Below are 24,884 nucleotides of genomic sequence, written 5' to 3'. Positions count from 1 at the left end.
AATGAGAACGACAGCCAATGATCCCGTCGACGCCGTGCTCGCCGTCGGCCTGAAAGACTTGTGGTACCCCATCTGCCCGTCGGAGTTCGTGGCCGAGAAGCCCGTCTCGCTGCGCCGCCTGGGCAAGAAGTTCGTGCTGTGGCGCGAACCGTCCGGCACGCTGCACGCGCTGGAAGACCACTGTCCGCATCGCGGCGCGCCGCTGTCCATGGGCATCCCCATGGGCGACCGCATCGCCTGCGGCTACCACGGCGTGCAGGTGCGCTTCGACGGCGTGGTCACCAGCGTGCCCGGCAGCCCCGGCTGCAAGCTGGAAGGCGCCAAGGCCACGCGCCGCTTCCACGTCACCGAGGCGGCCGGCGCCATCTTCCTCTACAACAGCCTGGAAGACGTCGACATGCCGCCGCCGCTGCGCCTGCCGGAAGAGCTGACCAGCCCCGAGTATTCCAACTTCCTGTGCTACACCGAATGGAAGGGCGACTACCGCTACGTGCTGGACAACGTGATGGATCCGATGCACGGCACCTTCCTGCACAAGCAGTCGCACTCGATGGCCGAGGGCGACAACAAGGCCAGCTTCGGCATCCGCGAGACCGACATCGGCTTCGTGTTCGAGAAGGAAGGCCAGCGCGACGTCAACTTCGACTGGACCGAGTGGGGCGACACCGACCTGCACTGGATGCGCCTGGCGATCCCCTATCCCAAGACCGGCGGTCCCGGCGGCAGCTTCGTGATCATCGGCAGCTATACCCCGATCGTGGACAACATCGCCGCGGTGTTCCACTGGCGCTGCCGCAAGCTGACCGGTTGGCAGAAGGATACCTGGCGCTTCCTCTACCGCAACCGCCTGGAGGCGCGCCATTGGAACGTGCTGGAGCAGGACCGCGTGGTGCTGGAGCTGATGGAGCCCGACGCCAACCAGCGCGAGATGCTGTACCAGCACGACATGGGCATCGTGCGCCTGCGCCGCCACCTGCGCGGCCTGGCCAAGGACCAGATCGCCCGTGAAGAGGAACTGGCGGCGGCCAAGGCGCCGGTGAAAGCGGCATGAGCGAGGCATCCGGCAAGTCGGCAGTGCGCCACGTGAAGACCGCGAAGGTGGCCGAGCTGGCGACGGCGACCTGGTCCAACTGCCTGGTGATCGGCGACGAGATCGCGATGTCCGGCATGACCGCGCACCCGGCCTCGCGTGACCGCAAGCTCGGCACCTACGAGCAGACGCTGGTGGTGCTGGGCAAGGTGCGCGACCTGGTGGAGGCGGCCGGCGGCAACATCGGCTGCATCTACAAGCTGGTGATCTACGTGAAGGACATCGGCGACAAGGATGAGGTCGGGCGCGCGCGCCGCGACTTCTTCGAGGCGCCGTATCCGTGCTCGACGCTGGTCGAGGTCAGCGGCCTGGTGTTCCCCGAGCTGACGGTCGAGGCCGACGCCTTCGCGCGGCTGGGCGTGGACCTGCGGCAAGCGGTGCAAGAAGTGGTTTCCTGAAGTTCTTTATCTGGAAGTGGCATTCATGAGCAGTCCTACTATTTCTGTCCGGATCCAGGCCATGCGCTTCGAGGCGCAAGGCGTGGTCAGCGTCGAGTTGCGCGCCCCCGAAGGCGGCGAGCTGCCGCCTTTCGAGGCCGGCGCCCACGTCGACCTGCACCTGCCCAACGGCATCGTGCGCAGCTACTCGCTGTCGAATCCGCCCACCGAACGCCACCGCTACGTGGTCGGCGTGCTCAACGACCGCAACAGCCGCGGCGGCTCGCGCTACGTGCACGAGCAACTGCGCGTGGGCGCCACCATCGCCATCTCGGCGCCGCGCAACAACTTCCCGCTCGACGAGTCGGCCGCGCACTCGGTGCTGATCGCCGGCGGCATCGGCATCACGCCGATTTCCTGCATGTACGGCCGTCTCGGCCGCCAGGGCAAATCGGTGGAGCTGTTCTACTGCGCGCGTTCGCGCAAGGAAGCCGCTTTCACCGCCGAGCTGCTGGGCCAGCCCGGGGTGTCCAGCCACTTCGACGACGAGGCCGGCGCGCCGCCCGACCTGCGCGGTTTCCTGGCGTCGCGGCCCAAGGACGCGCACTTCTATTGCTGCGGCCCGACCCCGATGCTGAACGCCTTCGAATCGATCTGCGAAGAACTGGGCCTGCCCAACGTGCACATCGAGCGCTTCGCCGCCGAGAAGGTGGCGCCGGTGCAGAGCGGCAGCTACGTCGCCGAGCTGGCGCGCAGCAAGACCAGCGTCACGGTCCCGGCCGGCAAGTCGCTGCTGGATGCGCTGCTGGACGCCGGCGTCAACGTCGACCACAGCTGCCGCGAAGGGGTGTGCGGCGCCTGCGAGACCCGGGTGCTCGAGGGCGAGCTGGACCATCGCGACGGCGTGCTCAGCAAGTCCGAGCGCGCCGCCGGCAAGTCGATGATGGTGTGCGTGTCCGGCTGCAAGGGCCAACGCCTGGTGCTGGATATCTGACCCGGCGCGCTCGACTCCGATGCCCGTGCCGATGCACCGGGCATTTTTTTGAGCCCGATGAATTTTGTGGAACGTTGATCCATAGGTGGAACAAATACCGCCCGATCACGGGCCACCCGGCCAGCCTTCGCCAGCCGACCATGCGGCGGCAGGGCGCCCGGAACCATCACCTTCCTTCCACAAGGGGTGGCAGGGAGCAGTGAGTAAAGATGCGGCGTACGGCCGCGATGTTGGTACTTATTCGTTGAAGGGGAGTTTAATGAAGAAGTTAATGATTGCCGCAGCGGCATCCTGTCTCTCGGCAGGCGCCTTTGCGCAGAGCAGCGTCACCATCTACGGCAGCCTCGACGCCGGCGTAGCCTACATCAACAACCTCGGCGGCGGTTCGGTGTCGCGCCTGGACCAGGGCACCATGCAACCGGACCGCATCGGCTTTCGCGGCACCGAGGACCTGGGTGGCAACCTGAAGGCCAACTTCCAGCTGGAAGGCGGCTTCTATACCGACTCCGGCGGCGTTCCCAATTCGACCAAGCTGTTCAACCGCTACAGCACCGTCGGCCTGTCGGGCGACTTCGGCGCGGTGACCCTGGGCCACATGCCCGATGTGGTGTTCGACTATGTCGGCAAGCTGTCCAACGGTTTCCAGCTGACCAACTGGTACCTGTTCCACCCTGGTAACCTGGACAGCCTGGCCAACACCTACCAGTTCGACAACGCGGTGCGCTATACCTCGCCTACCGTCGGCGGCTTCCAGGGCAGCCTGATGTACGGCTTCGGTGAAGTGGCCGGCGACAACAGCAACGGCCGCAACGTCAGCGCCGGCGCCACCTACGGCAACGGCCCGCTGCGCGCGGCGGTGGCCTATTCCAAGCTCAACAACCGAGCTGCAGGCTATGCCGGCACCTTCCTGACCAGCGTCGGCCTGGGCAACGCGACCACCGTGTTCAAGAGCCTGACCACCTACGCCGGCGGCATAGGTTACACCCTCGGCAGCGTGCGCCTGAACGCGGCCTACACCCAGGTCAAGCTGGACATGCCCACCGGCCTGACCCCCAAGCAGAAGAACCTGGATCTGGGCGCGGCATGGCGCTACGCCACGCTGGACACGATCAACTTCGGCTACGGTCTCTCCAAGCTGGAAGGCGCGCGCTGGAACACCTTCAGCCTGTCGCACGTGCATGAGTTCTCCAAGCGCACCCAGTGGTACGTGCAGGCCGCCTACCAGCGCGCCGGCGGCGACGCGCGCTTCGCGGTCATGAACGGCACCGGCGCCTCCGGTTCCACCGGCGTGTCCGGCGGCCAGGGCCAGCTGGTCACTACCATTGGCATGCACCACTCGTTCTGATGGCTTGCAACATCTTCTGTGAATAGTCTTGTTTTGCCTTCGTCGTCCCTGGAGCGGGGCGGCGCTGCGTAGTGCCTTGGGCGGAGGAAGAGAGCTCTTTCTCCGCCGTTTTTTTACTGCGCCTTTCTTCCAGAATTTTCTTGCGGCCGGCGCACGTGCGGGCCGCGTTCCGCATGCGGAGGACCCCATGATCGCAAACCTCAAACTAGGCGCCCGGCTGGGACTGGGCTTCGGCCTGGTGCTGGCGCTGCTGGCCGGCATCACCGCGCTGGGCATCGAAAGCCTCAACACCCTGCACCAGGGAACCCAACGCATCGTCAAGGACCGCTATCCGCAGGTGCTGCTGGCCAACGACGTGCTGCTCAAGATCAGCGAGAACGCCAGCTCGATGCGCAACCTGCTGCTCATCGACGACCACGCCAAGCTGCTCGATGAGATCCGCCTGATCGGCGAGGGCGAGAAAGTCATCAGCGACGACCTCGGCAAGTTGCAGGAACGGCTCTCCAGCGACCAGGGCCGCAAGTCCTTCGCCGAGATCACCGCGTTGCGCGCCAAGTACCAGCAAGGGCAGCAGCAATACCTGAAGCTGGCCTCCACCGGCGCCACCATGGACGCTTCGCAACTGCTGCTGACCACGCTGCGCGAGGACCAGGAAAAATACATCGGCCGGGTCAAGGGCTACATCGCGGTCGGTTCCATGATGATGGACCGCAGCAGCGAGGAGGCTGCCGACCAGTACCGCAGCAAGACCATCATCATGCTCTCCATCGCGGCGCTGGCGGTGCTGCTCGGCGGCGCCTTCGCGATCTGGACCACGCGCTCCATCACGCGCCCGGTGCGTCATGCGGTGGAGGTGGCGCAGCAGGTGGCCGATGGCAACCTGTGCAGCCGCATCGAAGCCGGGGCGCGCGACGAGATCGGCCAGCTATTGGAGGCGCTGCGCCAGATGAACGGCAGCCTCACGCGCATCGTCGCCGAAGTGCGCGGCGGCGCCGAGACCATCGCCACCGCCTCGGCCGAGATCGCCGGCGGTAACCTCGACCTATCTTCGCGCACCGAGCAGCAGGCCGGCTCGCTGGAGGAAACCGCTGCAGCGATAGAGGAGCTTACCTCCACAGTACGCCAGAACGCCGATAACGCTCAGCAGGCCAACCAGTTGGCGGCCAGCGCCTCGGAGGTCGCGTTACACAGCGGCGAGGTGGTACAGCAGGTGGTGAGCACGATGAACGGCATCAGTGACGCATCCAGTCGCATCGTCGACATCATCGGCGTCATTGACGGCATCGCTTTCCAGACCAACATCCTCGCGCTCAATGCCGCCGTGGAAGCGGCGCGCGCCGGCGAGCAAGGCAGGGGCTTCGCCGTGGTAGCGTCGGAAGTGCGCTCGTTGGCGCAGCGTTCGGCCACCGCCGCCAAGGAGATCAAGGTCCTGATAGATGACTCAGCGGCCAAGGTCGACGCCGGCGGGCGTCTGGTGTTGCAGGCTGGCGCCACGATGGAGGCGGTGGTGGCCAGCGTCAAGCGCGTCTCCGATATCGTCAGTGAAATTAGCACGGCCACGCAGGAGCAGCGTGCTGGCATCGAGCAGGTCAATCAGGCGATCACGCACATGGATGAAGCTACCCAGCAGAATGCAGCACTGGTAGAGCAGGCCGCCGCAGCCGCGCAAGCGCTAAGGGAGCAATCCCAGGCCCTGCAGCACTTGGTTGGCGTGTTCCACATCGACAAGCCGCTCACGCCGCTAGTTGGGGAGAATATTGAATTACAGCCAGAAGCGCGGACTCTGCTTGTTATTCGTTAAAGGGATATTTGCAACGTCTGTTCTTAGCCGATTGCGGATACCCAGTAGCTAACGCCACCATGGCCCCATGAACCAGACAGATAAAACAAAAGAAAATACACAAGTAATCGCTATCCAGTAGATGGATTTTTGCTTCTTGGATAATTTCTGATACTCACCGGGACGAAAAGATGGTCCTGCCATGTAGAGGCTCTTTCGCTGAAATAAGCAAACTTATCGTAGCCATGAAGTCCACTTCTGGCCGATAGCCGCCATTAACGATCATTGCTAATTCGCTCGGAAGTTCTTCAATAGCTACGTATCCCACGTAGCTCCCATCCTTTTGTAAGCGCCACATCAAATTTCTCCGTCGCTAGAGAGATGCAAAGTTCTGGCAATGGCACGGAAAGGAGTGCCGCCCCTGATGCCCTAAAAAAATCGAAGAAGGGCCCTAGTCTCAAGACGAGCTTTCGGCGCATTGAGGCCAGTATTTTGAGCGAGCCGTATGAAAGCCACATTCCTACATCGCCTTCATCCAAAGGCCGACTGCGCGATCCCGGCTCCGCTTCGATAATCAAAAATCAAGTCAATGGGCCAACTTGCCAACGGAGGCCATAATGCGCCGCGCACTGTGGAAGGGAGCAATCAGCTTCGGCCTGATTAATATTCCCGTCGAACTCTTCACCGCCGAAAAGAATGATGAGTTGGACTTTCATCTGCTCGACAGGGGCGACTTGGCGCCGGTCGGCTACAAGCGCGTGAACAAGAAATCCGGGCGTGAGGTGCCGTGGGAAAACATCATCAAGGGCTATGAGTACGAAGAGGGAAAGTACGTGCTGATGTCCGACGAGGACTTGCGCCGCGCCAACGTCGAGGCCACCCAAAGCATCGATATCCAGAGCTTCGTCGAGGTAAAGCAGGTGCCGATCCTGTACTACGAGCAGCCCTACTACTTGGCGCCGTCCAAGGGCGGCGACAAGGCTTACGCTTTGCTGCGCGAAACCTTGCTGTCCAGCGGCAAGATGGCCATTGCCCAGATCGTGATTCGCACCCGCCAGCATCTGGCGGCGTTGCTCCCGCAGGGCGAGATGCTGAACCTGATCACCTTGCGCTACCCGACCGAACTGCGCGCGCCGGGTGACATCGCGGTGCCGTCGCGCACGGCGAAGAAATCCGGTGTCTCCAAACAGGAGGTGGAAATGGCACGCGCGCTGGTCGAACACATGTCGGCCGACTGGGCGCCCGAGCAATTTCGCGACACTTACCGCGACGACGTGCTTGCGCTGATCAACAAGAAGATAAAAAGTCGCCAGACGCATGAGGTGGCAGAACCTGACGATCGTCAGGCAGCGCCCGTCGGCAGCGGCAAGGTAGTGGATCTGATGGCCTTGTTGAAGAGCAGCCTGGAAGGACGCGGTAAGGCGGCAAAATCATCGCATAAGACCGACACCGGACAAATAGAGGAAGCAGCCAAGCCCCGTGCGGCAAAAGGCGCGAGCGTTCACAAGCTACCAGCGCGCAAACCGACGACGAAGAAGGCTGCCGCAGTCAAGGCCAAGCCGAAGGCCGGGAAATCAGCCATCGCAGCACGCGCTGGGGCTGGTCGCAGCAATGCGAAGAGAGCCCAGGCATGAGCGCCGGACACCTTGACCGTTACCGCGCCAAGCGGAATTTCAGTGTCACGCCTGAGCCTTCCGGTGCTCCCAAGCGCAAGCAGGGCAAGGCCGGCAAGCATGTGCAGTCGGAGACGCTGCAATTCTTCATTCAGCGCCATCATGCGCGCCGCCTGCATTACGACTTCCGTCTGGAGCTGGACGGCGTGCTTAAAAGCTGGGCGGTTCCCAAGGGGCCGAGTCTGGATCCGCATGACAAACGCCTTGCCGTGCGGGTGGAAGACCATCCGCTGGATTACGGCACCTTCGAGGGCGATATTCCCGAACATCAATACGGCGCAGGTCACGTGGTGCTGTGGGATCGCGGGGAGTGGGAGCCGCATGGCGACCCTCAATCCGGCCTGAAAAAAGGACATCTGTCCTTCGAGTTGCGTGGCGAGAAGCTGGAGGGGCGCTGGGCCTTGGTGCGCATGGGCAAGGCGGACGAGCATGGTAAGGAAAACTGGCTATTGATCAAGGAAGAGGACGAGGCGGCCGCACATGGCAAGGATGCTGTCGTCACCGAGCTAAGGCCGGAAAGCGTGGCCGACCAGCGTGATAAGCCACCGAAAAAGGCAGTACGCAAGCCCGCCAAGGCCAAGACCGGGAACATTCAGGTGGCCGAACTAAAGCCTTCACGCATGCCAGCCCGTATCGATGCTGAGTTGGCCACGCTGGTGGAGCAGGCGCCGGACGGTGACGAGTGGCTCTCGGAAATGAAGTTCGACGGCTACCGTGGCCTGTGCCGCATCAGGCAGGGAAAGGCGAAGATCCATACCCGTGAAGGTCTGGACTGGAGCGCACGCTGGCCGGTGTTGGTGCGTGCGCTGGAAAAACTGCCGGTAGACGACGCCTGGATAGACGGCGAGGTGGTGGCGCTGGAAGAGCAAGGCGGCATCAGCTTCGAGGCGTTGCAGAACTACACCAACGGTGAACGGCAGCAGGCCGGTGGTGTGCGTCTGGCGTTATATGCCTTTGACCTGCTGTATCTGAACGGCCACGACTTGCGTGAGCTCCCGCTGATCCATCGCAAGCAGCTGCTGCGTGAGCTGATCCCCGGCGCCGATGAAGACGGTTTGCTGCTGTACAGCGAGCACATTGTCGGTTATGCCCGCGACGTATTCAGTCACGCTTGTCAACACGGCATGGAAGGTATTATTGCCAAGCGCGTCGATGCCCCCTATAGCGGGCGGCGCGACCGTAACTGGCTCAAGATCAAGTGCGAACGGCGCCAGGAGTTTGTGATTTGCGGTTATACCGATCCGGCTGGGCAGCGCAGCGGCTTTGGCGCGATTCTGGTCGGCGTGTATGACGCGCAGGGTGGGTTGCAGTATGCGGGACGCGTCGGCACCGGATTCGACGAGCGTCTGCTGGGCTCGCTGTTGAAGACATTCCGGGCGCTGGAGCAAGACGAGCCAGCCTTTGTCAATCCACCCACTGGCCAGCAGCGCCGCGGTGTGCATTGGATCGCGCCCAGGCTAGTGGCTGAAGTCAAGTTCGCGCAGTGGACCAAGGCAGGGATCGTTCGTCATGGTGCGTTTGTGGCGTTGCGCGAGGACAAGAAACCGCGCGACATCGTGCGGGAGGCGGAGCAGCGCGGTGCCCCGCCTGTGAAAGAAGAAGACTCAGCCGAGCAAATGCCGTCGCCCCGCAGGCAAGCCGGCCGCCGCAACAACGTCGATCAATCATCGCCGGTGACAGTGGAAGGCGTCAGGCTCACGCATCCAGGCAAGATCCTGTTTCCCGACACCGGCCTGACCAAGCTGGAGCTGGTGCGTTACTACCAGAGCGTGGCCCAGTGGATCTTGCCGGAACTGAAGCAACGTCCGCTGTCGCTGGTGCGCTGCCCGGCCGGCCACGCCGGCAAGTGCTTCTTCCAGAAACATGCCGGCCAGGGCATGCCGGACGCCATCGAGCCGATCGAGGTGCCAGAAGGCGATGGCACGGCACAGTACATGATGGTCAACGATGTGGCGGGGCTGGTGGCGACGGCGCAGATGGGCGTGCTGGAGCTGCACGCATGGGGCTCAAGTGCTCGCGCACTGATGCAGCCAGACCGCATCGTGTTCGATCTCGACCCGGCACCGGATGTGCCGTGGCCGACGGTGATGGAGGGAGCCCAACTGCTGCGTGGACTGTTGCAGGAGATAGGGTTGGAATGCTTCCTCAAAACTTCTGGCGGCAAGGGTTTACATCTGCTGGTGCCGATCCGGCCCGAGCACGACTGGGAGATCGTCAAGGATTGGGCGCATCGCGTGGCTGCGCATCTGGCGCGGCATATCCCGGATCGATTCATCGCGCGCATGAGCAAGGCTGCGCGCAGCGGCAAGATCTTCGTCGATTACCTGCGCAATGCGCCTGGCTCGACTACGGTGGTCGCTTATTCGGTGCGCTCGCGCGATGGCGCGCCGGTATCGGTGCCCATCACCTGGGAAGAGCTGGAAGGCGGCGTCAAGCCTGACAGTTTCCGTGTCGCCAATATGGCCGACCGCGTGCAGAAGCTGCCGCAAATCGATCCATGGAAAGACATTGCAACGCCGCGCCAGCGGTTGACTAAAGCGATGCTGGATGCGATAGGCGACCCAGGCCATCTGCGATGAAGCAGGGAGAAAACTCTACTTGGCTCTTCGTGTTATTCTCAACATTAGGAGGTCGGATGTCTATCTACGAATACAAGGCACATGCCGGTCTATACCTCTATCGCCTCAAATACAGCGAGCATGAAGAAGGTTGGAGTGTAGATGCGGTACAAATCTTGATGGGCAGTCACCCAATGAGTAATTGGATGCCAGTACGAGGCTTTTATGCTTCAGATTCCCGAGCTCTCGCGCAGGGAATCGAACACTGTGAAGCGCTGGTTGCACAGCTCAATACTGAAAATCTCCCTAGTTAGACGCAAGCGCAAATCAGGGAATGCAATGTCGGCTTCTGGCCGAGTGCGGACTTCCTGCTTTCGTTAAAAACAGTCAGAAGCGATAAGGCACGTAGGTCGGATCTCAATGCGACAGCAGAGAACGGCATATTGCGTTCTAAGTTGGCAATCTCAACGGTGTAATTGCCTTAGCAATGGCATTGCCAGCCGAATCCCCAGCAATCCGAAGGTCGTAGGCAGTCTGAAGATTCAGCCAGCCAAGTGCCTCGCTTCCGAAGTATCGTTCCAGGCGCAACGCCAGGTCTGCATCCATTGGCCGTTTTCCTTTGGCAATGGCATTCAATCGTGCATACGGTATAGACAGCGCCATCGCCACGGAACGTATGCTCATTCCCGCAGGTTCAATATAGTCTTCAACCAAGACCTCGCCAGGATGGATAGTGCGCATTCCGTGTTTTAAACATGGGCACTCCAATTTAGGTCAAGTTAGATGCCTACGTGCTGGGATTAGTACAGGGTTTCGCTTAAGGCGCCATAAGTCCATGCGGCTCCCATCTGCGACGGATTTCATCTCTTCGTAGATGAAATAAAGGTATCACGACTGCTCGATTGTTTTTCTTCGTTTGTGCCAACGATCTGGCAAGACGGCGAATGACAAGTTGCTGTTGATCGATTGCGGAAATGAAATTCCGCATTTGAACGAACGGTTTGTCATCTATCGGCTTGGTTGTGCCAGGTTGGCTGCGAAGCGCATAGAACTCTCCATTAATTCTTTCGCGTTACTACGCTTTTTCCGAACCTTCGGCTGAGCTACAGGTTTCTGAGTTGAGGTAGGCATCTGCGGAGGCGGTTGTATTGGTGCAGCTGACTTGTGCACCGCTGCCATGGCTTGGCCCTTATATAAGCCCTCCCAGAAATTCTTGACACTGGATGTGTAGTTTTCACTAAGCTCAAACGGACAGACCAGTGAGGTGTCTGGTCGCGTTTGCTTTACTCCAGATGCGATCTTGGATAGTGCGTTGATATCTGATCGTTGGGCTTCATAACGGACTGATATGTAGGCTCGCCGAATTCCTTCGATTTGGATTGATTCCTTACCGTCCTCCAGCATCTGTTGAAAGGCATAGCACACGAGGTCAACAACGTTCTTCTTTATTCCGTGCGAGTATGCGTAGAGGCTGTCCAGATCCTTTTCTAGAGAAATATCCAGCCAAGATCCGGCGACACGTACGATGGTTTCAATAAAGATTCTCCATTCGCTGCTGTCCGGAGTATCAGGGAGAAGCACGTGCGCGTCGGCTAGAACTCTATTTCGTACCTCATGTGGTGCTCTATTGCGAATTTTGTGGACGAGGCTGTAGTTGCAGCATGCGACTAGAGGCGGGCCGATGTCAGACAGTTTTTTTAGTGTATTCGTGGTTGTCGTAATGGCTGATGCCGACATTGTTTGAAACTGGACTTCATCGACGGCAATGCGGCCGACACCTTTCTTGTATGCGATAACAGAGGCTGACTGTTCGTACGCTTTCGGAGCATTTACTCGAACAAATGAAGTAAGTAGCGATTTAAGTGATTCGTGTGCGGAAACTTCCCTCATCCACAGAGGTTCATTTTCAACATCGGCGTGATAAGGAATGCCGCTGATGGTGCAAGAAGATGGAGTGATACGTGATAGCGCTTGCATCACCTGGCTTTTTCCAGTCCCGCTCAAGCCCGTTATAAGAGTCATCTTTCTCTGTCCATTTGGGAGCGCTTTGAACCCATGCTCCTTTTTGTAGAGTCTCTGAACAAATTCCTGAGGAGATGGGTAGCTCTCTAGGAGGTGGCCCATACTGATGCCTAGCAAGTGCCTCAGGATCTTCGTCGCTGACGGAGTGCAGACGAAAATCTCTTCCAATTTGTTGCGAAGAAGAGTGGGGCCAATTCCCAAGGAGAGCGGGCCATTGAACGGGGCAGGTTCGCGCTGAGCGCGGCGCACAATCTCTGCATCGTCCAAGAGCGGAATATACGGATGGAGCCATGGGTTCGACTCCATTTCAGATTGAAGGTCCATGGGTTTAGAGGATTTTTCTCAGAACGCGAATCTCACGTATTGCGTCTCTGGTGAGCTTCGGCCGGCCAGATCTTCGCTGTGATCGTAAGTACGACTTGCCGATTTGTTGCTTTGCTTTCTGGTCATAGTATGTCCTTGCTGCCGCTTGATGGTGGCGTAGGGCAAGAGCTTGATGCATCCGCTGAAGATGATAGTGGTTCGCTTCCTCCGCTGAGACGTAGCGTTGCTCCTGATCATCCAAGTGCGGAAGCATGGCGGCAAGCTGGAGAAGTCGGTTGTCAATTTCGATCCAAATATATCGGACACATGTGGAAAGGTAATAGCCTTCGATCTTGGCCCGTGTTCTCGCTGTTGCATGCCGTTCGTAGGTGGGGCAATCCAAGAGAGCACTCGAGTAGAAACGATAGTCGTTCCAGTAAATTCCATCGATTCCTATGACAGCCTCCAGCGGCTGCAGGAATCTTCTAACCGCAGTCTCAAAGGGCATCTGAACTGCGTCTGATCTTCCTATTGCATCGTAATGTTGCCATATACCTAGTGGTGTCGGTTTCACACCGGCCATCGTCTCTTTAGGTGTAAGGCGTAGCTCTGCCGACGATGTATCGTTATCGCGGATTGTTTCAAGAATTAGACTTCTGATCATCTGGATGACATTCATGTCACTGACTTCATATCCAGGCGACTGATTGTACTTTCGATGGCGGGGGTGGGAGCCCTCGACGTTAGGCTTGCTCCTGGGTTCTCCAGCTGGAGTAATTCCAGAACTGGAAAATATCTCCTCTGCTATTTGCTGGAATTCTTTACCGCTACCAGGCCCTCGGTCAACGAGCATGAATCTCGGTATGCCTATACATGGCCACTCTTCGGGGGAGATTTCTAGTCCGAAAAGTTCGCAAAATCGAACCTTGTCGATTGCAGCACAGAAGAGCATCGAGCTGTAGGCAAAGCCCTTTTCTTTTTCAAAGGAGAAACCTATCCCGATAGTTGCACCGCTTAGTCCGTCTACGCCGGCGATCTTGCAAATATGCGGCATGGCGTAGTCACCTAGCACGCCACGGGGGCGCGTTTTGGTATACACGCCGTCGGCCTCGACACGCTCATATATGTTACGAAGATTTCCGTACGATCGGCCTAGCGAAGAGCGTCTGCTAAGACGAATTTCCTTTGATCCGTAAATGCTCTGTTCAACACGCTTGCGAGGTAAGGCCTTATAGATAGCGTATTTGTACTGACGTAAGGACGGATACGGATCTGAACTTTCTGGCACAAAATCGTAGAGCCCATTTTCATTTTTGACGATCTTTACATTGAATGCCGCGGTCAGGCTCACACGGTAGCATTCGGACATGCTTCTTCCAACTTGGTTGTGCGCTCGGAACGCCTGCAGGCATTTCTCCCTTAGGTCGTCTGTCATCGGGAAACCATGTGACTTTCCTTTGAGTTTCGACGGAGCCCCTAACTTATTGAGCGGACTGCCTTCAACTTGACGTTTTTTTTCGATCTCTGATTGGGTCGTTTTCCCACAATTTTGAAAAGCTGGAAAAAGGGCGAAGTTGATATCTCCAAAGAGCTCGAAGCACAAGAACCATAGTCGGACACGGACGCTGTTTGCGGTGCTTGCGGCCGTCTTTGAGAGCGCGCTCAGGGCCTTTGTGAAATTCTGCGTTGCATAAAGGCTATCTTTCTCTTTAATGATCGGCTGAATCACGGATAGTGTTTTATTGACCCTGTCTCGGTGAGTTCGTTTGGCGTTAGGGCGTTGTGAATCAATATTGCTTAGGTCAATCCCAGATTCAGCTAGTGTCTCCATCCACGGTGGTACGAAGAGTTGCTTATCGACGGAGATGATTTTGCTGGTGCGTATGCCTAGATCGAAGTCATCATTTTCGATTCGTAGGACATCGGCCCGGTTCTCATTTGCCGATTTCCGAAAGCGTACTAGGAGTACTCTTTGATCATCGCGATGGAGAAAGTAGACGTGTTCATGGGGCGACAACTGTTGGAAGCCCTCTGGACAGTGGAGTTTTTCGCCCTTTTTCATGATTGGCGCCGGAAATAGAAATCGTAGAAAGCCAGCGGGTCTTTGGCTTGCGGCTGCAGAGGCGCGTCGTTGAAGATTGGTTCAAAGAGTTCGACGCTCAATTGGCGGGTCCAGATGCATCCCCAAAACTGTCTCTTTATGTATGGCTCAGGATACGAGTGTTGGGACGCGGCCAGCGCTATCAATTCATTTGGTGATGAGCTAGGCTTTGTGGCAAATGCTGACTGAAAGAATTTGAACAGCGTATGATTAAACGGTGCAGGGTTTTCTTCCAGCGATTCAAGCTGGCTAAAGATCCATGTCAGGTTGTCTAAAAATTGGCTGGAGAACTTGTCTGGCGTGAGGTCGAGAGTTCTGATGCCAGCGTCGAGGTAATACTGACGCTCCAGCTGGGCGCGCTCAGACGGCGTCAGTCCGCGAGTTTTTCTCAGCGAGTCTCTCGGCGCCACCTCGAAGCCTTCTGCCGTGCTTTTGATGTTCCAGTTGAGGCAATACGGACCTTCCTGATCCTCTAAAAACAATAGCAGATCCCCTATATAGGGAATGGCAACGTCCGTGTATTGGTCTGCATCTTTAGTCTGGCGGATCTGTATTCGCCCCTGCTTTTGCGCGATGCCTTCACGCTCTAAGACATCAAGAGTTCCTTTTATTGGAGGGAGGAACAGTCCCTTGCTTCGTGGGTGTCCATCCAAGGGATGAGGCGCCGGAAAAGGGCTCAACATTTTTTGTTCATGCACTTCGAAAACGGCCGGATGGTAGTCCGCCAACCGAGCCAAAGAAGCTTCGGCTGGAGACAGGCAGTGAAGTGTGCGTCCAAGCTTGAGGGAGAAAATTCGGCGAGCGCCGCTTATATTTGGCGCTTCCCCTTTTGTGGCCAGAATGCTTGGGACGTAGCTATCCTGCCAGAGGCCGAGTGGTTGCCGGCTATAAATGAGCTTAGTGCGGTCACCCGTCATGCGAACTGACTTTTTCATCGCTTTGGACACGATAGGACTCCCGACGCCCCTGGGCATCGGAGGAAAATTCGGGGGATGAATAGCGAGACGCACAACTGGAGCCGGTCTGCTTGACAGGCCGGCTACCGTCGTGACAACATGAGTGTGTCTCTCAGACAGCACTCTCAAAAAGCCAATCTATGCTCCTGCAAGAGCTTGATTGGCTTTGTGCTATTCAGGCTTCTATTTCCCTTCCTTGCGCGTTTTCTCCCTTTAGGTAGTTGTCGATTGCTGTGATTTTGTCCTCGTCCGGATAAAGACCGACCACTTCGTCTCGCGCCTTCATTCCAAGAGCAACGAAAATTCGATGGGCCTCGCCCCGATAACCGCGCGTCTTTCCGTTTAATACGGAATAGACGTCTTGTCGCTTGAATCCGTGCGCGTCCGCCCAATTGCCCAAAGTTTCTCCATGGCGCCGAAATAGAGCCTTGATCTCATCGGGGGAAAGGTTGTTTCTTGGCATTTTTATGGTGGGCAAGGGCGGCGGTATTGTTAAATGATCGTAGCCATAAGTCAACCACTAATATTTACTAATTACTATTTTGTTTACATAATTGAGTATAGTGATTTATATTTGTGGTTGCAAAAATATTTAAATTTAAAATTATCGATTTCTTTTGGCACCTTTCATATTTGTGATGGGTGCGGTATTCGTTCGTTTTAATACATTTTGTATTGAATTACGTTCGTTGGTATTATTGACCCATGTTGATGGGGCGGGAATACCAATGGCTATACACGAACGACTGAGGAGTGAGCGCCTGAGGCTGAATTTGGCCCAGGGCGAACTTGCCAGGATTGGCGAGGTTGCTAAGCAAACTCAAGTGAACTACGAAAGTGGGCTGCGAGTGCCCAACGTTGAATATCTGGTGCGCGTTCAAGCCGAAGGCGTAGATATTGACTACGTCATTAGTGGGCAGCGAGAGCAATTCAAGGTAGCAACGAAATTTAACTGGGAATTGCTTGATGAAATCCAGAATAGGATTTCAGTGTGGGAGGGGCTGCACACCTCACTCTCCCGTAAAAGACGTATGGAGTTGTGTCGGCTCCTTTATGTGCAATTCGCTATAGCGGGGCAAGTCGATGAAGGGCTACTCGCAGCGACAATGGCCGTGATCGATGAGAGAGTAGAGGCGCCCATAACAGCACCTGAATAGAGTGTCTGAGGAGTCCTTGATGGAGGTGTCTGGTCATATTCAGTACCCACTTCCATTCACGGACGAGTTTGGTGTCCGAACGTGGTTCCCGGACGAGACAGTATATAGTTTGGTCAGCCGAATTCATGTGCTCTCCGGGGAGAATGCGACTACTACGTGTAGGCGACTTTTCGGTCATCACACTCAAGGTTCGCAGCACGATCTACCTTCCTGGGTGGATCATTTTGTCTCTTCGACCTTTGGCATGTTCGGCGACAGCAATGAAATCTTGCGCCATCACAGCATCGCTCCCTATTTTCTTTTTCTTCGGAGTGAGGCGGAACAAGACTCTGTTCTTCGGGGGCTGTCTTCAGGTGGCATCGGTGGGCTGAAATACCGTCTGGGTCTAATTAGTGGGCGGTTTCGGGCACATCATCCATTGCGGATATGTCCCGTTTGTGCCGCAGCTGATCGCGAGAGCTTCTTCGTTGCATACTGGCATGTTTGCCACCAGCTGCCAGGGACACTGTGCTGCCCCTATCACGGTAATGTGCTGGCCGATGCCGACATCAAAGCTAATGGTGTTGGGCGTTTTCTTTGGTATCTGCCAGACCAAATCCCCAGCTATTGCCTCCCGTTGTTGGCCTACCCTGATGGGCATCTACATCTGCTTTTGCAACGGATTGCTCAGATAAATTTAGGTATATCGAAGTTTGATGGCGGCCTCGTGCCAGAAAACATAGCGGCCCTCTATCGCAATCGCATCAAAGAGAAATTTGGCGAGAATGAGAAGGTCTCCAGGTTGAATTGTGTGGCGGAATTTCGGGAGTATCTGCAACCTCTCTCCAAACTGGAGACTTTCCTCTACGTAGATCATGAGAAGGCAGCGGCTTCGATCTTCGGCCGTGTGTTTGGTGGTCGTGGGCACATTCATCCTCTGAATCATGCGCTGTTCATATCGTTCTTGTATGGAAGCTGGGAGGAGTTTGAGCGATTGGCGCTAGCTAGCGATCTACCTCCCGCGTTCTGTGATGGCCAGTTCTGTGTGAACGCGGATACGCTCCAGCTGGATTTCGAGCATTCAAGGCCGGAGAGGCGCGAGGAGATCGGAAAGCTTCTGCTCGATGACAAGCTTTCATGCAGAGCTGCTGCCGCCAGATTAGGGGTTGATGTAGGCACAATTCAAGCGTGGGCGGCCCAGATCGGGATTGAAGTTGGTCGGCGCCCTAAGACTGTGTTCCCGGAGGTTAGGGAGAAGATAGTTGCTGGATTGAGGCAAGGTTTGGATAAGGCTCTGGTTGCGGCAGACTGCGGGGTCAGCATCCAAGTCGTTACGCGCACTCTTCGTACTTCTCCGCATCTCCATAGTCAGTGGATGGCAGAGAAATACCGCCGTATTGAGGAAAAGAATAAAGAGCAATGGTGCCGGCTAAGTTTGGAAAGTCCAGGCTTATCTACCTCTGAGCTGAGGGCTATTCAGCCTTCAGTTTACGCGTGGCTATATCGAAATGATCCAGAGTGGTTGTCGGATCAATGTCGAAATCTACCGAAGCAGGGCAGGGCTCCAAACGCGGGAGTCGAATGGCACCGCCGTGATGCAGAGCTTGCTAGCACTATCCTCCATACGATTCTTGTGCTGTACGAAGAGGACCGCAGTAGAAAATTCGTGTCGATCGGCGATATCTGCCGACGCCAACCATCCATTAGGCCCATGCTGGCTCAACTAGAGAGATTGCCGCTTACGCGGCGAGCACTAAAGCAGCTTTCGCAACGAGCGATTGGGATAAATCTACCTGACCTTTTTAGTGGAGAAGTGAATTAGTACTCCGAAGACGGATCTCTATAGCGTAAATTTCTTCCAGATTGCCCCTGGAGAGCTTATCAATGGCTATCTTGGCCGAATGGCGTTGCTGTCCGAGTTCGGTGCGACGTATTTATTTTTACGCCATCTTTTTGATGTTCATTCACTGACAGATGTGTCAGTTCATAGCTATATAGCAGATCAACTGGGCATGGATATCGACGCGCTTGTCGCGGAGCACTATGCCGCCCATTACTTCAATCTCTTCGACCATAGCGAGACAGCAGACTTGATGAGGGAGCTACGAGCAGAGAAGTTCGTTCTTCGTTTGAGTGATGAGAAGAAGTCCGCGATATTCTGTCGCGAATGTGCTGAAACTCAGATGGCCGAACTGGGATTTTCGTATTGGTCGAGAGACCTACAACTCAATGTATATGTAAAGTGCCCGATACATTCCACGACCTTAGTAACTGTCGCCGAAAAGCGGCCATTTGATGTGGCTCCTTCAGATTTTCTGAGCCGATGGCCTGTCATGCCAGGGATTGATGAGGATGATAATTGGGATGAAAGATATCCGGCTATCACAAGGTTTGCCAGCACCGCGGTCTCCATAACGAGGTATGGAGTTGGGGAAATTGCGTATTCGAGATTCAGTGGCTATGTGGGGAGCTTGCTAGCGCCCCAGTTCAATGAAAGTAGCGAGGCATTGCCTGAAGGACTTATGCAAAGTTACCCAAGGGGTTGGCTATATTCTAAGTTTCCCGTTTTATTTCGACGTACTAGTCGAAAGGCACTGTCCCAAAGAAAAGGGCTAGAAATTGTTCAAGGGCCTTTACTCGCGCTATTAGTTGCCATTTCTTCTGACGAAAAGTACTCAGAGCTTTGGCGCATAATGGACGGTGAGATTCAACTCAGGCGTTTGCTGAGGTCTTCGCATCCTTAGTGCAATCCGCATCAATCTTTTAGGAGACACCATGAGTCAGTTTGCGAAAGAGTTTTTGAGCGCAGCACGAGCAGCACCCGCGCTCTATTTTTATCCTCTGATCGTGACACAAAATCTCATACGAAGATTCTTGCGAGGGATTTTTAAGTCTCTTTTTTCTTAAATTTGTCTGGCACTAGCATTGGTTCATACGCACGAAGTCTGAACGCAAGCGACTCCTTCTGTACCTTTAAGTGCGCCCATTGTCTCGCTTTGAGGGTGTACTTCTCTTTCCATTCTTCAGCTTCTTCCGCGCATTGCTTTCTATGTCGTTCACTTTCGACTAGGGCGATTCTTAGCGTCTCGAAATCTTCCTGATAACTTTGTACCAAAAGCAGCTTGTTTTCAGAAAATGCGACAAGGGCATCATTAAAGTCGCGAAGGTTTTTCTGACGAAGTTCATCTCCGACACGAAGTTGTATCGCATGCTTGACCTCCAAAGACTGGATTTTTGCTTTGTGTATTTGCAAGGACTGTCGCCATCGATCACGAGCTAGCACCAGTAATTCTCGAGTGCGCAACAGCTTGGCAGATTCGGTTACTTCATTCTGCAATGCACTGAAGTGCCTCTGGATCGGCTGGGGCTGAAAATATTCTGTGCCGGAATTTTGTTCAGCAGGAGAGTTCTCTGCTTTTGTGCTGAGTAGTTCTCGAGCGAACCGTGCAAATGAAAGAGGAGGTGATGGCTTTGCTCCAGCTTTGGGAGATAGATCTCGCCAAACTCTCTGAAAGAAAATTTCGACGGTTGTTGCACTGGGGCTGTAGCCATACCTTGCTCGTATTGCGTCCAGGAACTGCACATAAGTTGGCCACACCTTGTTTTTGAGAAAGTCGTTTTCGAGGACGGCCGTCATCAACTCGGTCGGCTTGTCGCCAAGATCTTTGTTTTTCATTACTCTAATTTGATAGGCTTCTAGTCAGGCAAGCTCTAGCCTGTTGCCAATGCCGACTGGCCAATTAAGAAGTTTGGAGACGGAGGATTGTCGCCTCTTGCGCAGCACACCTTTGAAGCGTTCGGGTGAGTGCTTCTTGAAGATTCTGGTTCCGCTTGATCAATGCAGATTCCGTTGGCTTTTCAGCTTCGATACGGTTTATTTCCTTCGTCGCTTCCTGGAGAGCTATTTCCCACATGGCAGTGATCAGCATCTCTGAACTTCTTCCGCCTTTCTTCGCCGTTTTTTTTTGTTCTAGCAACTCGCTCCAGAAAGCTCCTATCTCTTGGCGAGTAAGTTCATGGGGGGGCTTTCTGCCGCAGCGAACGCGAACTTCTTCACGGATGGATGTGTAGCCTGGCCATTCACCGGCAATCAAGGCATCTTGGAGTACGTTACGAATTTGTTCGAGGAACTCAACTGAGGAGATTTTGTTAAGGGAAAAGGACATTTCGGCCACGAGCTAGAAATCGGAAGCCGTATTTTCTTTTAATTTTCTCTACGGGAGATGGCACCGTACTATTTAGTTTTGGAATGTCTGCAGACGATTTTTACGAACTTTATTGTTTCAAAACAGAGAGCCCCGCACGGGCTCTCGTCCTTACGAACTTTATTGTTTCATTACGAACTTTATTGTTCAATTACAACACAAATGCGCCTCACCACCATTCTTACTCGACAGTGACCGATTTTGCGAGGTTGCGAGGCTTGTCGACGTCGGTGCCGCGCGCCAGTGCGGTGTGGTACGACAGCAGCTGCAGCGGCACCACGTGCAGGATCGGCGACAGTACGCCGTAGTGCTCCGGCATGCGGATCACGTGCAAGCCTTCGGCTGAGGCGATGTGGGAGTCGCCGTCGGCGAAGACGTACAACTGGCCGCCGCGGGCGCGCACTTCCTGCATGTTGGACTTCAGTTTTTCCACCAGCGCGTCGTTGGGCGCGATCGTGACCACCGGCATCTGGTCGGTGACCAACGCCAGCGGGCCGTGCTTGAGTTCGCCGGCGGCGTAGGCTTCGGCGTGGATGTAGGTGATTTCCTTGAGCTTGAGCGCGCCTTCCAGCGCGATCGGGTAGTGCAGGCCGCGGCCCAAGAACAGGGCGTTCTCGCGGCGGGCGAAGGCTTCGGCCCAGGCGGCGATGCTGGGCTCCAGCGCCAGCACGCTTTGCAGCGCGGCGGGCAGGTGGCGCATCGCCTTGAGATGGGCTTCTTCCTGTTCTTCAGTCAGCAGGCCGCGGGTTTGCGCCAGCGCCAGCGTGAGCAGGAACAGCGCGGCCAGCTGGGTGGTGAAGGCCTTGGTCGAGGCCACGCCCACTTCCACACCGGCGCGCGTGATGTAGGCCAGTTCGCATTCGCGCACCATGGCGCTGGTGGCCACGTTGCAGATGGTCAGCGTGTGCTGCATGCCGAGGCTGCGCGCGTGCTTGAGCGCGGCCAGCGTATCGGCGGTCTCCCCGCTCTGGGAGATGGTGACCACCAGCGACTTCGGGTTGGGCACGCTGTCGCGGTAGCGGTACTCGCTGGCGATTTCGACGTTGACCGGAATTTTGGCGATCGATTCCAGCCAATACTTGGCGGTCAGGCCGGCGTAGTAGCTGGTGCCGCAAGCCAGGATCAGGATCGAATCGATGTCCTTGAAGACCTTGTAGGCCTTGTCGCCGAACAGCTCGGGCATGATGCTGACGACGCCTTCGAGCGTGTCGGCGATGGCGCGCGGTTGTTCGAAGATTTCCTTTTGCATGTAGTGCTGGTACGGGCCGAGCTCGACCGCACTGGTGAAGGCCTGCACGGTGCGCACTTCGCGCTCGGCGGGTTTGCCGGCGGCGTCGACGATCCAGACCTTTTGCAGCTGCAGGTCGACCACGTCGCCTTCTTCCAGGTAGATGATCTGGTCGGTGGTGCCGGCCAGCGCCATGGCGTCCGAGGCCACGAAGTTCTGGCCTTCGCCCACGCCCACGATCAGCGGCGAGCCCTGGCGCGCGGCCACCACGCGGTGCGGCTCGTCGGCGCAGAACACGGCGATGGCGTAGGCGCCGGTCAGCCGGCGCACGGCCTGCTGCACGGTGTGGAACAGGTCGCCGTCATACATGTGGTCGACCAGGTGGGCGATGACTTCGGTGTCGGTCTGGCTCTCGAAGACGTAGCCGGCGGCCTGCAGCTCGGCGCGCAGTTCGTCGTGGTTCTCGATGATGCCGTTGTGCACCAGCGCCACGCGGTCGCGCGAGAAGTGCGGGTGGGCGTTGTGAGTGGCCGGCGCGCCGTGGGTGGCCCAGCGGGTGTGGGCGATGCCGGTGAAGCCGGCCAGGCCGGTCTGGGCGATCTGCGCCTGCAGGTCGGCCACGCGCGAGGTGCTGCGCGAGCGCTGCGGCTTGCCGTCCACATGCAGGGCGACGCCGCAGGAGTCGTAGCCGCGGTACTCGAGGCGCTTCAGGCCTTCAAGCAGGATGGGAGTGACGTTTTGTTGCGAAACTGCGCCGACGATACCGCACATGGGACACCTCGTTGAAAAAATGTGAGGTCATATTAGGCGAGCGGATGTGAAATAAGATTTCTAAAATTGGCTTGATATGAACTATTATTGCTTGATAAATCCATGTTGAAATAATTATAAATAAATTTTGTTTTGGTGAAATTTAATTTCAATTAAACCTCTTTAAATCTCATAAATCCTCGTTGAGTCTCATGAAGCTGGAATTGGACGACCTCGACCGCCGCATCCTCAAGGCCCTGCAGGGCGATGCCAGCCAGACCAATCATCAGCTGGCCGAAGCGGTGCATGCGTCGCCGCCGACCTGTCTGCGCCGCGTCAAGCGCCTGACCGAGGCGGGGGTGATCGCGCGCCAGGTGGCGTTGCTGGATCCGGAAAAGCTGGCCTCGGCGCTGACGGCCATCGTCGAGATCACGCTCGACCGCCAGGGCGAGGAGGAGCAGCAGGCCTTCGAGGCGTCGGTGAAGGATGAGCCGGCGGTGCAGCAATGCTATCGGGTGTCGCCCGGGCCGGATTTCGTGCTGGTGGTGCTGGTGGCGGACATGCCGGCCTATCACGCGCTGGCGCACCGGCTGTTCGCCTCGCAAAGGAATGTGCGCAACGTGCGCAGCTATTTCTCCATCCTGCGCAGCAAGTTCGAGACGGCGGTGCCGATCGACGCTCCGCGCGCCTGAGCCTGCCCGATAAAAAAACGGCCGGCCCGCGATGCGCGGGACCGGCCGTTTTCTTTGGATTGCCGACGATTACTTCTTGATCTTGACCGGGCGCTGCCATCCCGCCAGCGAGAGCTGCTTGGCGCGCGAGAGCGTGAGCTGGCCGGCCGGGGCGTCCTTGGTCAGCGTGGTGCCGGCGCCCAGCGTGGCGCCACGGCCCACGCGCACCGGCGCGACCAGCTGGCTGTCGCTGCCGATGAAGGCGTCGTCTTCGATCACGGTGCGGAATTTGTTGGCGCCGTCGTAGTTGCAGGTGATCACGCCGGCGCCGATGTTCACGCCGCTGCCCACATCCGCGTCGCCCACGTAGGCCAGGTGGTTGGCCTTGCTGCCCACGCCGATGATGCTGTTCTTGACCTCGACGAAGTTGCCGACATGGACGTCCCGCGCCAGCTCGGTGCCCGGGCGCAGGCGCGCATAGGGGCCGACCTGGGCGCCGGCGCCGACCACGGCGTCTTCGATATGGGTGAAGGCCTTGATGCTGGCGCCGGCGCCGATGCTGGCGTTGCGGATCACGCAGTTGGGGCCGATGACGGCGCCTTCGGCGATGGTGACGCGGCCTTCGAACACGCAGTTGACGTCGATGGCGACGTCGCGTCCGCACTCGAGCGTGCCGCGTACGTCGATGCGGGCCGGGTCGGCCAGGCCCACGCCGGCTTCCAGCAGCTTGCGGGCAATGTTCAGCTGGTGCACGCGCTCCAGCTCGGCCAGTTGTACCTTGCTGTTGACGCCCAGCGTTTCGGCCACGTCGTCCGGCTGCGCCGAGACCACCTCGACGCCGTCGGCCACGGCGGCGGCGATCACATCCGTCAGGTAGTACTCGCCCTGGGCATTGTTGTTGGAGAGGTTGGCCAGCCATTTGCGCAGTTGCGCGGTGGGCGCGGCGATGATGCCGGTGTTGACCTCACGGATGGCGCGCTGCGCCTCGCTGGCGTCCTTTTGCTCGACGATGGCGACGATCTTGCCGTTCTCGCGCACGATGCGGCCATAGCCGGTCGGGTCGTCCAGGGTCACGGTCAGGACCGCCAGCTTGTCGCTGCCGGCCGCGTCCAGCAGGCGTTGCAGCGAAGCGGCGGTGGTCAGCGGGACGTCGCCGTAGAGCACCAGCGTGGAAGCGCCGTCGTCGATGTGCGGCAGCGCCTGCATCACGGCGTGGCCGGTGCCCAGTTGCGGTTCCTGCTTGGCAAAGGCCAGGCCCTGATCGGCGAAGGCGGTGGGCACCGCGTCCCCGCCGTGGCCGTAGATCACGCACAGCTTGGCCGGCGACAGCGAGCGGGCGGTGTCGACCACGTGGCCCAGCAGCGATTTGCCGGCCAGCGGATGCAGGACCTTGGGGAGGGCGGATTGCATGCGTTTGCCCATGCCGGCGGCGAGGATGACGATGTTCATGTGAGGCGTCGTGTCAGGCGGTAGAAAGGAGCGCAAAGTCTAGCATGCAGCCTGCGCCCCGGCAGAGGAGGGATTGCTCAAATGTAAAGCTGAAGGGCATTTGCGCTTGTGCTCGGCCCTTTGCGTGGCCGTGCGGCAATTATGATGGCAATCTGCCCGGGCCACGCCCGTTGCCGCGAGTTGCACACAGGAAAATTGCCATGGAGACAAGCGGCGAAGGCATCAGACAAATACAACCGGCCTCGC

Annotated in this window: 21 protein-coding genes; 12 read left to right on the top strand and 9 right to left on the bottom strand. The window is 57.4% G+C overall.

Annotation, left to right across the window (positions count from 1 at the left end; genetic code table 11):
- The first annotated feature begins 1 nt into the window (after nucleotide 1).
- From CEJ42_RS16030 to CEJ42_RS24665, 8 genes are all read left to right on the top strand, one after another.
- A complete protein-coding gene (locus CEJ42_RS16030) occupies nucleotides 2-1,051 on the top strand; it encodes an aromatic ring-hydroxylating oxygenase subunit alpha (protein ID WP_088751760.1) in 1,050 nt (349 codons plus the stop codon).
- Entirely contained in the window at nucleotides 1,048-1,488 is a 441-nt protein-coding gene (locus CEJ42_RS16025; protein ID WP_088751759.1) for a RidA family protein, read from the top strand. Before CEJ42_RS16030 ends, CEJ42_RS16025 begins: the two co-directional genes overlap by 4 nt.
- A gap of 25 nt (nucleotides 1,489-1,513) precedes the next feature.
- The gene (locus CEJ42_RS16020; RefSeq protein ID WP_088751758.1) at nucleotides 1,514-2,461 is read left to right on the top strand and encodes a PDR/VanB family oxidoreductase; all 948 of its coding nucleotides are present in this window, start codon (nucleotides 1,514-1,516) and stop codon (nucleotides 2,459-2,461) included.
- A gap of 259 nt (nucleotides 2,462-2,720) precedes the next feature.
- Nucleotides 2,721-3,806, top strand: a complete 1,086-nt coding sequence (locus CEJ42_RS16015; RefSeq protein WP_243397875.1) for a porin — start codon at nucleotides 2,721-2,723, stop codon at nucleotides 3,804-3,806.
- Nucleotides 3,807-3,993: 187 nt separating this feature from the next.
- A complete protein-coding gene (locus CEJ42_RS16010; RefSeq protein WP_088751756.1) occupies nucleotides 3,994-5,607 on the top strand; it encodes a methyl-accepting chemotaxis protein in 1,614 nt (537 codons plus the stop codon).
- Between the two features lie 596 nt (nucleotides 5,608-6,203).
- Complete coding sequence (gene ku / locus CEJ42_RS16005; RefSeq protein ID WP_088751755.1) at nucleotides 6,204-7,220, top strand: non-homologous end joining protein Ku; 1,017 nt, start codon at nucleotides 6,204-6,206, stop codon at nucleotides 7,218-7,220.
- Complete coding sequence (gene ligD, locus CEJ42_RS16000; RefSeq protein ID WP_088751754.1) at nucleotides 7,217-9,838, top strand: DNA ligase D; 2,622 nt, start codon at nucleotides 7,217-7,219, stop codon at nucleotides 9,836-9,838. Before ku ends, ligD begins: the two co-directional genes overlap by 4 nt.
- Before the next feature lie 56 nt (nucleotides 9,839-9,894).
- A complete protein-coding gene (locus tag CEJ42_RS24665) occupies nucleotides 9,895-10,131 on the top strand; it encodes a hypothetical protein (protein WP_129587756.1) in 237 nt (78 codons plus the stop codon).
- Nucleotides 10,132-10,267: 136 nt separating this feature from the next.
- On the opposite strand, the gene CEJ42_RS15995 is transcribed toward CEJ42_RS24665, so the two are convergent.
- The 5 genes from CEJ42_RS15995 to CEJ42_RS15980 all read right to left on the bottom strand — a co-directional run bounded on the left by CEJ42_RS15995 (nucleotide 10,268) and on the right by CEJ42_RS15980 (nucleotide 15,716).
- Nucleotides 10,268-10,558: a HigA family addiction module antitoxin gene (locus CEJ42_RS15995; protein ID WP_088751753.1), complete on the bottom strand. Its 291-nt coding sequence runs from the start codon at nucleotides 10,556-10,558 to the stop codon at nucleotides 10,268-10,270.
- A 267-nt stretch (nucleotides 10,559-10,825) separates the two neighbouring features.
- Nucleotides 10,826-12,163 (bottom strand): hypothetical protein, encoded by a 1,338-nt coding sequence (locus CEJ42_RS24660; RefSeq protein ID WP_129587755.1) that lies wholly within the window; start codon nucleotides 12,161-12,163, stop codon nucleotides 10,826-10,828.
- A gap of 4 nt (nucleotides 12,164-12,167) precedes the next feature.
- Entirely contained in the window at nucleotides 12,168-14,204 is a 2,037-nt protein-coding gene (locus CEJ42_RS24655) for a hypothetical protein (RefSeq protein ID WP_129587754.1), read from the bottom strand.
- Nucleotides 14,201-15,190, bottom strand: coding sequence for a PDDEXK family nuclease (locus tag CEJ42_RS15985; RefSeq protein ID WP_129587753.1), 990 nt, complete (start codon nucleotides 15,188-15,190; stop codon nucleotides 14,201-14,203). Before CEJ42_RS15985 ends, CEJ42_RS24655 begins: the two co-directional genes overlap by 4 nt.
- A 184-nt stretch (nucleotides 15,191-15,374) precedes the next feature.
- Complete coding sequence (locus CEJ42_RS15980; protein WP_207760443.1) at nucleotides 15,375-15,716, bottom strand: DNA-binding protein; 342 nt, start codon at nucleotides 15,714-15,716, stop codon at nucleotides 15,375-15,377.
- A gap of 121 nt (nucleotides 15,717-15,837) precedes the next feature.
- On the opposite strand from CEJ42_RS15980, the gene CEJ42_RS15975 reads away from it, so the two are divergent.
- Genes CEJ42_RS15975 through CEJ42_RS15965 form a run of 3 tightly spaced genes read left to right on the top strand, consistent with a single transcriptional unit; the run spans nucleotide 15,838 to nucleotide 19,079 of the window.
- Nucleotides 15,838-16,356, top strand: coding sequence for a helix-turn-helix domain-containing protein (locus CEJ42_RS15975; protein ID WP_129587752.1), 519 nt, complete (start codon nucleotides 15,838-15,840; stop codon nucleotides 16,354-16,356).
- 19 nt (nucleotides 16,357-16,375) lie between these two features.
- Nucleotides 16,376-18,157: a TnsD family Tn7-like transposition protein gene (locus CEJ42_RS15970; RefSeq protein WP_129587751.1), complete on the top strand. Its 1,782-nt coding sequence runs from the start codon at nucleotides 16,376-16,378 to the stop codon at nucleotides 18,155-18,157.
- Nucleotides 18,153-19,079 carry a TniQ family protein gene (locus CEJ42_RS15965; protein WP_338064261.1) on the top strand — a complete coding sequence of 309 codons (927 nt, stop codon included), beginning with the start codon at nucleotides 18,153-18,155 and terminating at the stop codon, nucleotides 19,077-19,079. Before CEJ42_RS15970 ends, CEJ42_RS15965 begins: the two co-directional genes overlap by 5 nt.
- 143 nt (nucleotides 19,080-19,222) lie before the next feature.
- Here CEJ42_RS15965 and CEJ42_RS24650 read toward each other — a convergent pair whose 3' ends face one another.
- The 3 genes from CEJ42_RS24650 to glmS all read right to left on the bottom strand — a co-directional run bounded on the left by CEJ42_RS24650 (nucleotide 19,223) and on the right by glmS (nucleotide 22,539).
- A complete protein-coding gene (locus CEJ42_RS24650; RefSeq protein WP_129587750.1) occupies nucleotides 19,223-20,011 on the bottom strand; it encodes a hypothetical protein in 789 nt (262 codons plus the stop codon).
- Nucleotides 20,012-20,075: 64 nt separating this feature from the next.
- Nucleotides 20,076-20,510, bottom strand: a complete 435-nt coding sequence (locus CEJ42_RS24645) for a hypothetical protein (protein WP_129587749.1) — start codon at nucleotides 20,508-20,510, stop codon at nucleotides 20,076-20,078.
- Between the two features lie 211 nt (nucleotides 20,511-20,721).
- Entirely contained in the window at nucleotides 20,722-22,539 is a 1,818-nt protein-coding gene (gene glmS, locus CEJ42_RS15960) for a glutamine--fructose-6-phosphate transaminase (isomerizing) (RefSeq protein ID WP_079217845.1), read from the bottom strand.
- Nucleotides 22,540-22,730: 191 nt separating this feature from the next.
- Here glmS and CEJ42_RS15955 point away from each other — a divergent pair, with 191 nt between their 5' ends.
- On the top strand, nucleotides 22,731-23,210 hold the full coding sequence (locus tag CEJ42_RS15955) for an Lrp/AsnC family transcriptional regulator (protein WP_088751746.1): 480 nt from the start codon (nucleotides 22,731-22,733) through the stop codon (nucleotides 23,208-23,210).
- 69 nt (nucleotides 23,211-23,279) lie between these two features.
- Here the strand turns inward: CEJ42_RS15955 and glmU are convergent, their stop codons facing one another.
- Nucleotides 23,280-24,638, bottom strand: a complete 1,359-nt coding sequence (gene glmU, locus CEJ42_RS15950) for a bifunctional UDP-N-acetylglucosamine diphosphorylase/glucosamine-1-phosphate N-acetyltransferase GlmU (RefSeq protein ID WP_079217847.1) — start codon at nucleotides 24,636-24,638, stop codon at nucleotides 23,280-23,282.
- Nucleotides 24,639-24,884: the final 246 nt, after the last annotated feature.

The organism is Herbaspirillum robiniae (assembly GCF_002213415.1).
Lineage (GTDB): Bacteria > Pseudomonadota > Gammaproteobacteria > Burkholderiales > Burkholderiaceae_D > Herbaspirillum > Herbaspirillum robiniae.
This window is presented reverse-complemented; position numbering and strand designations above follow the sequence as displayed.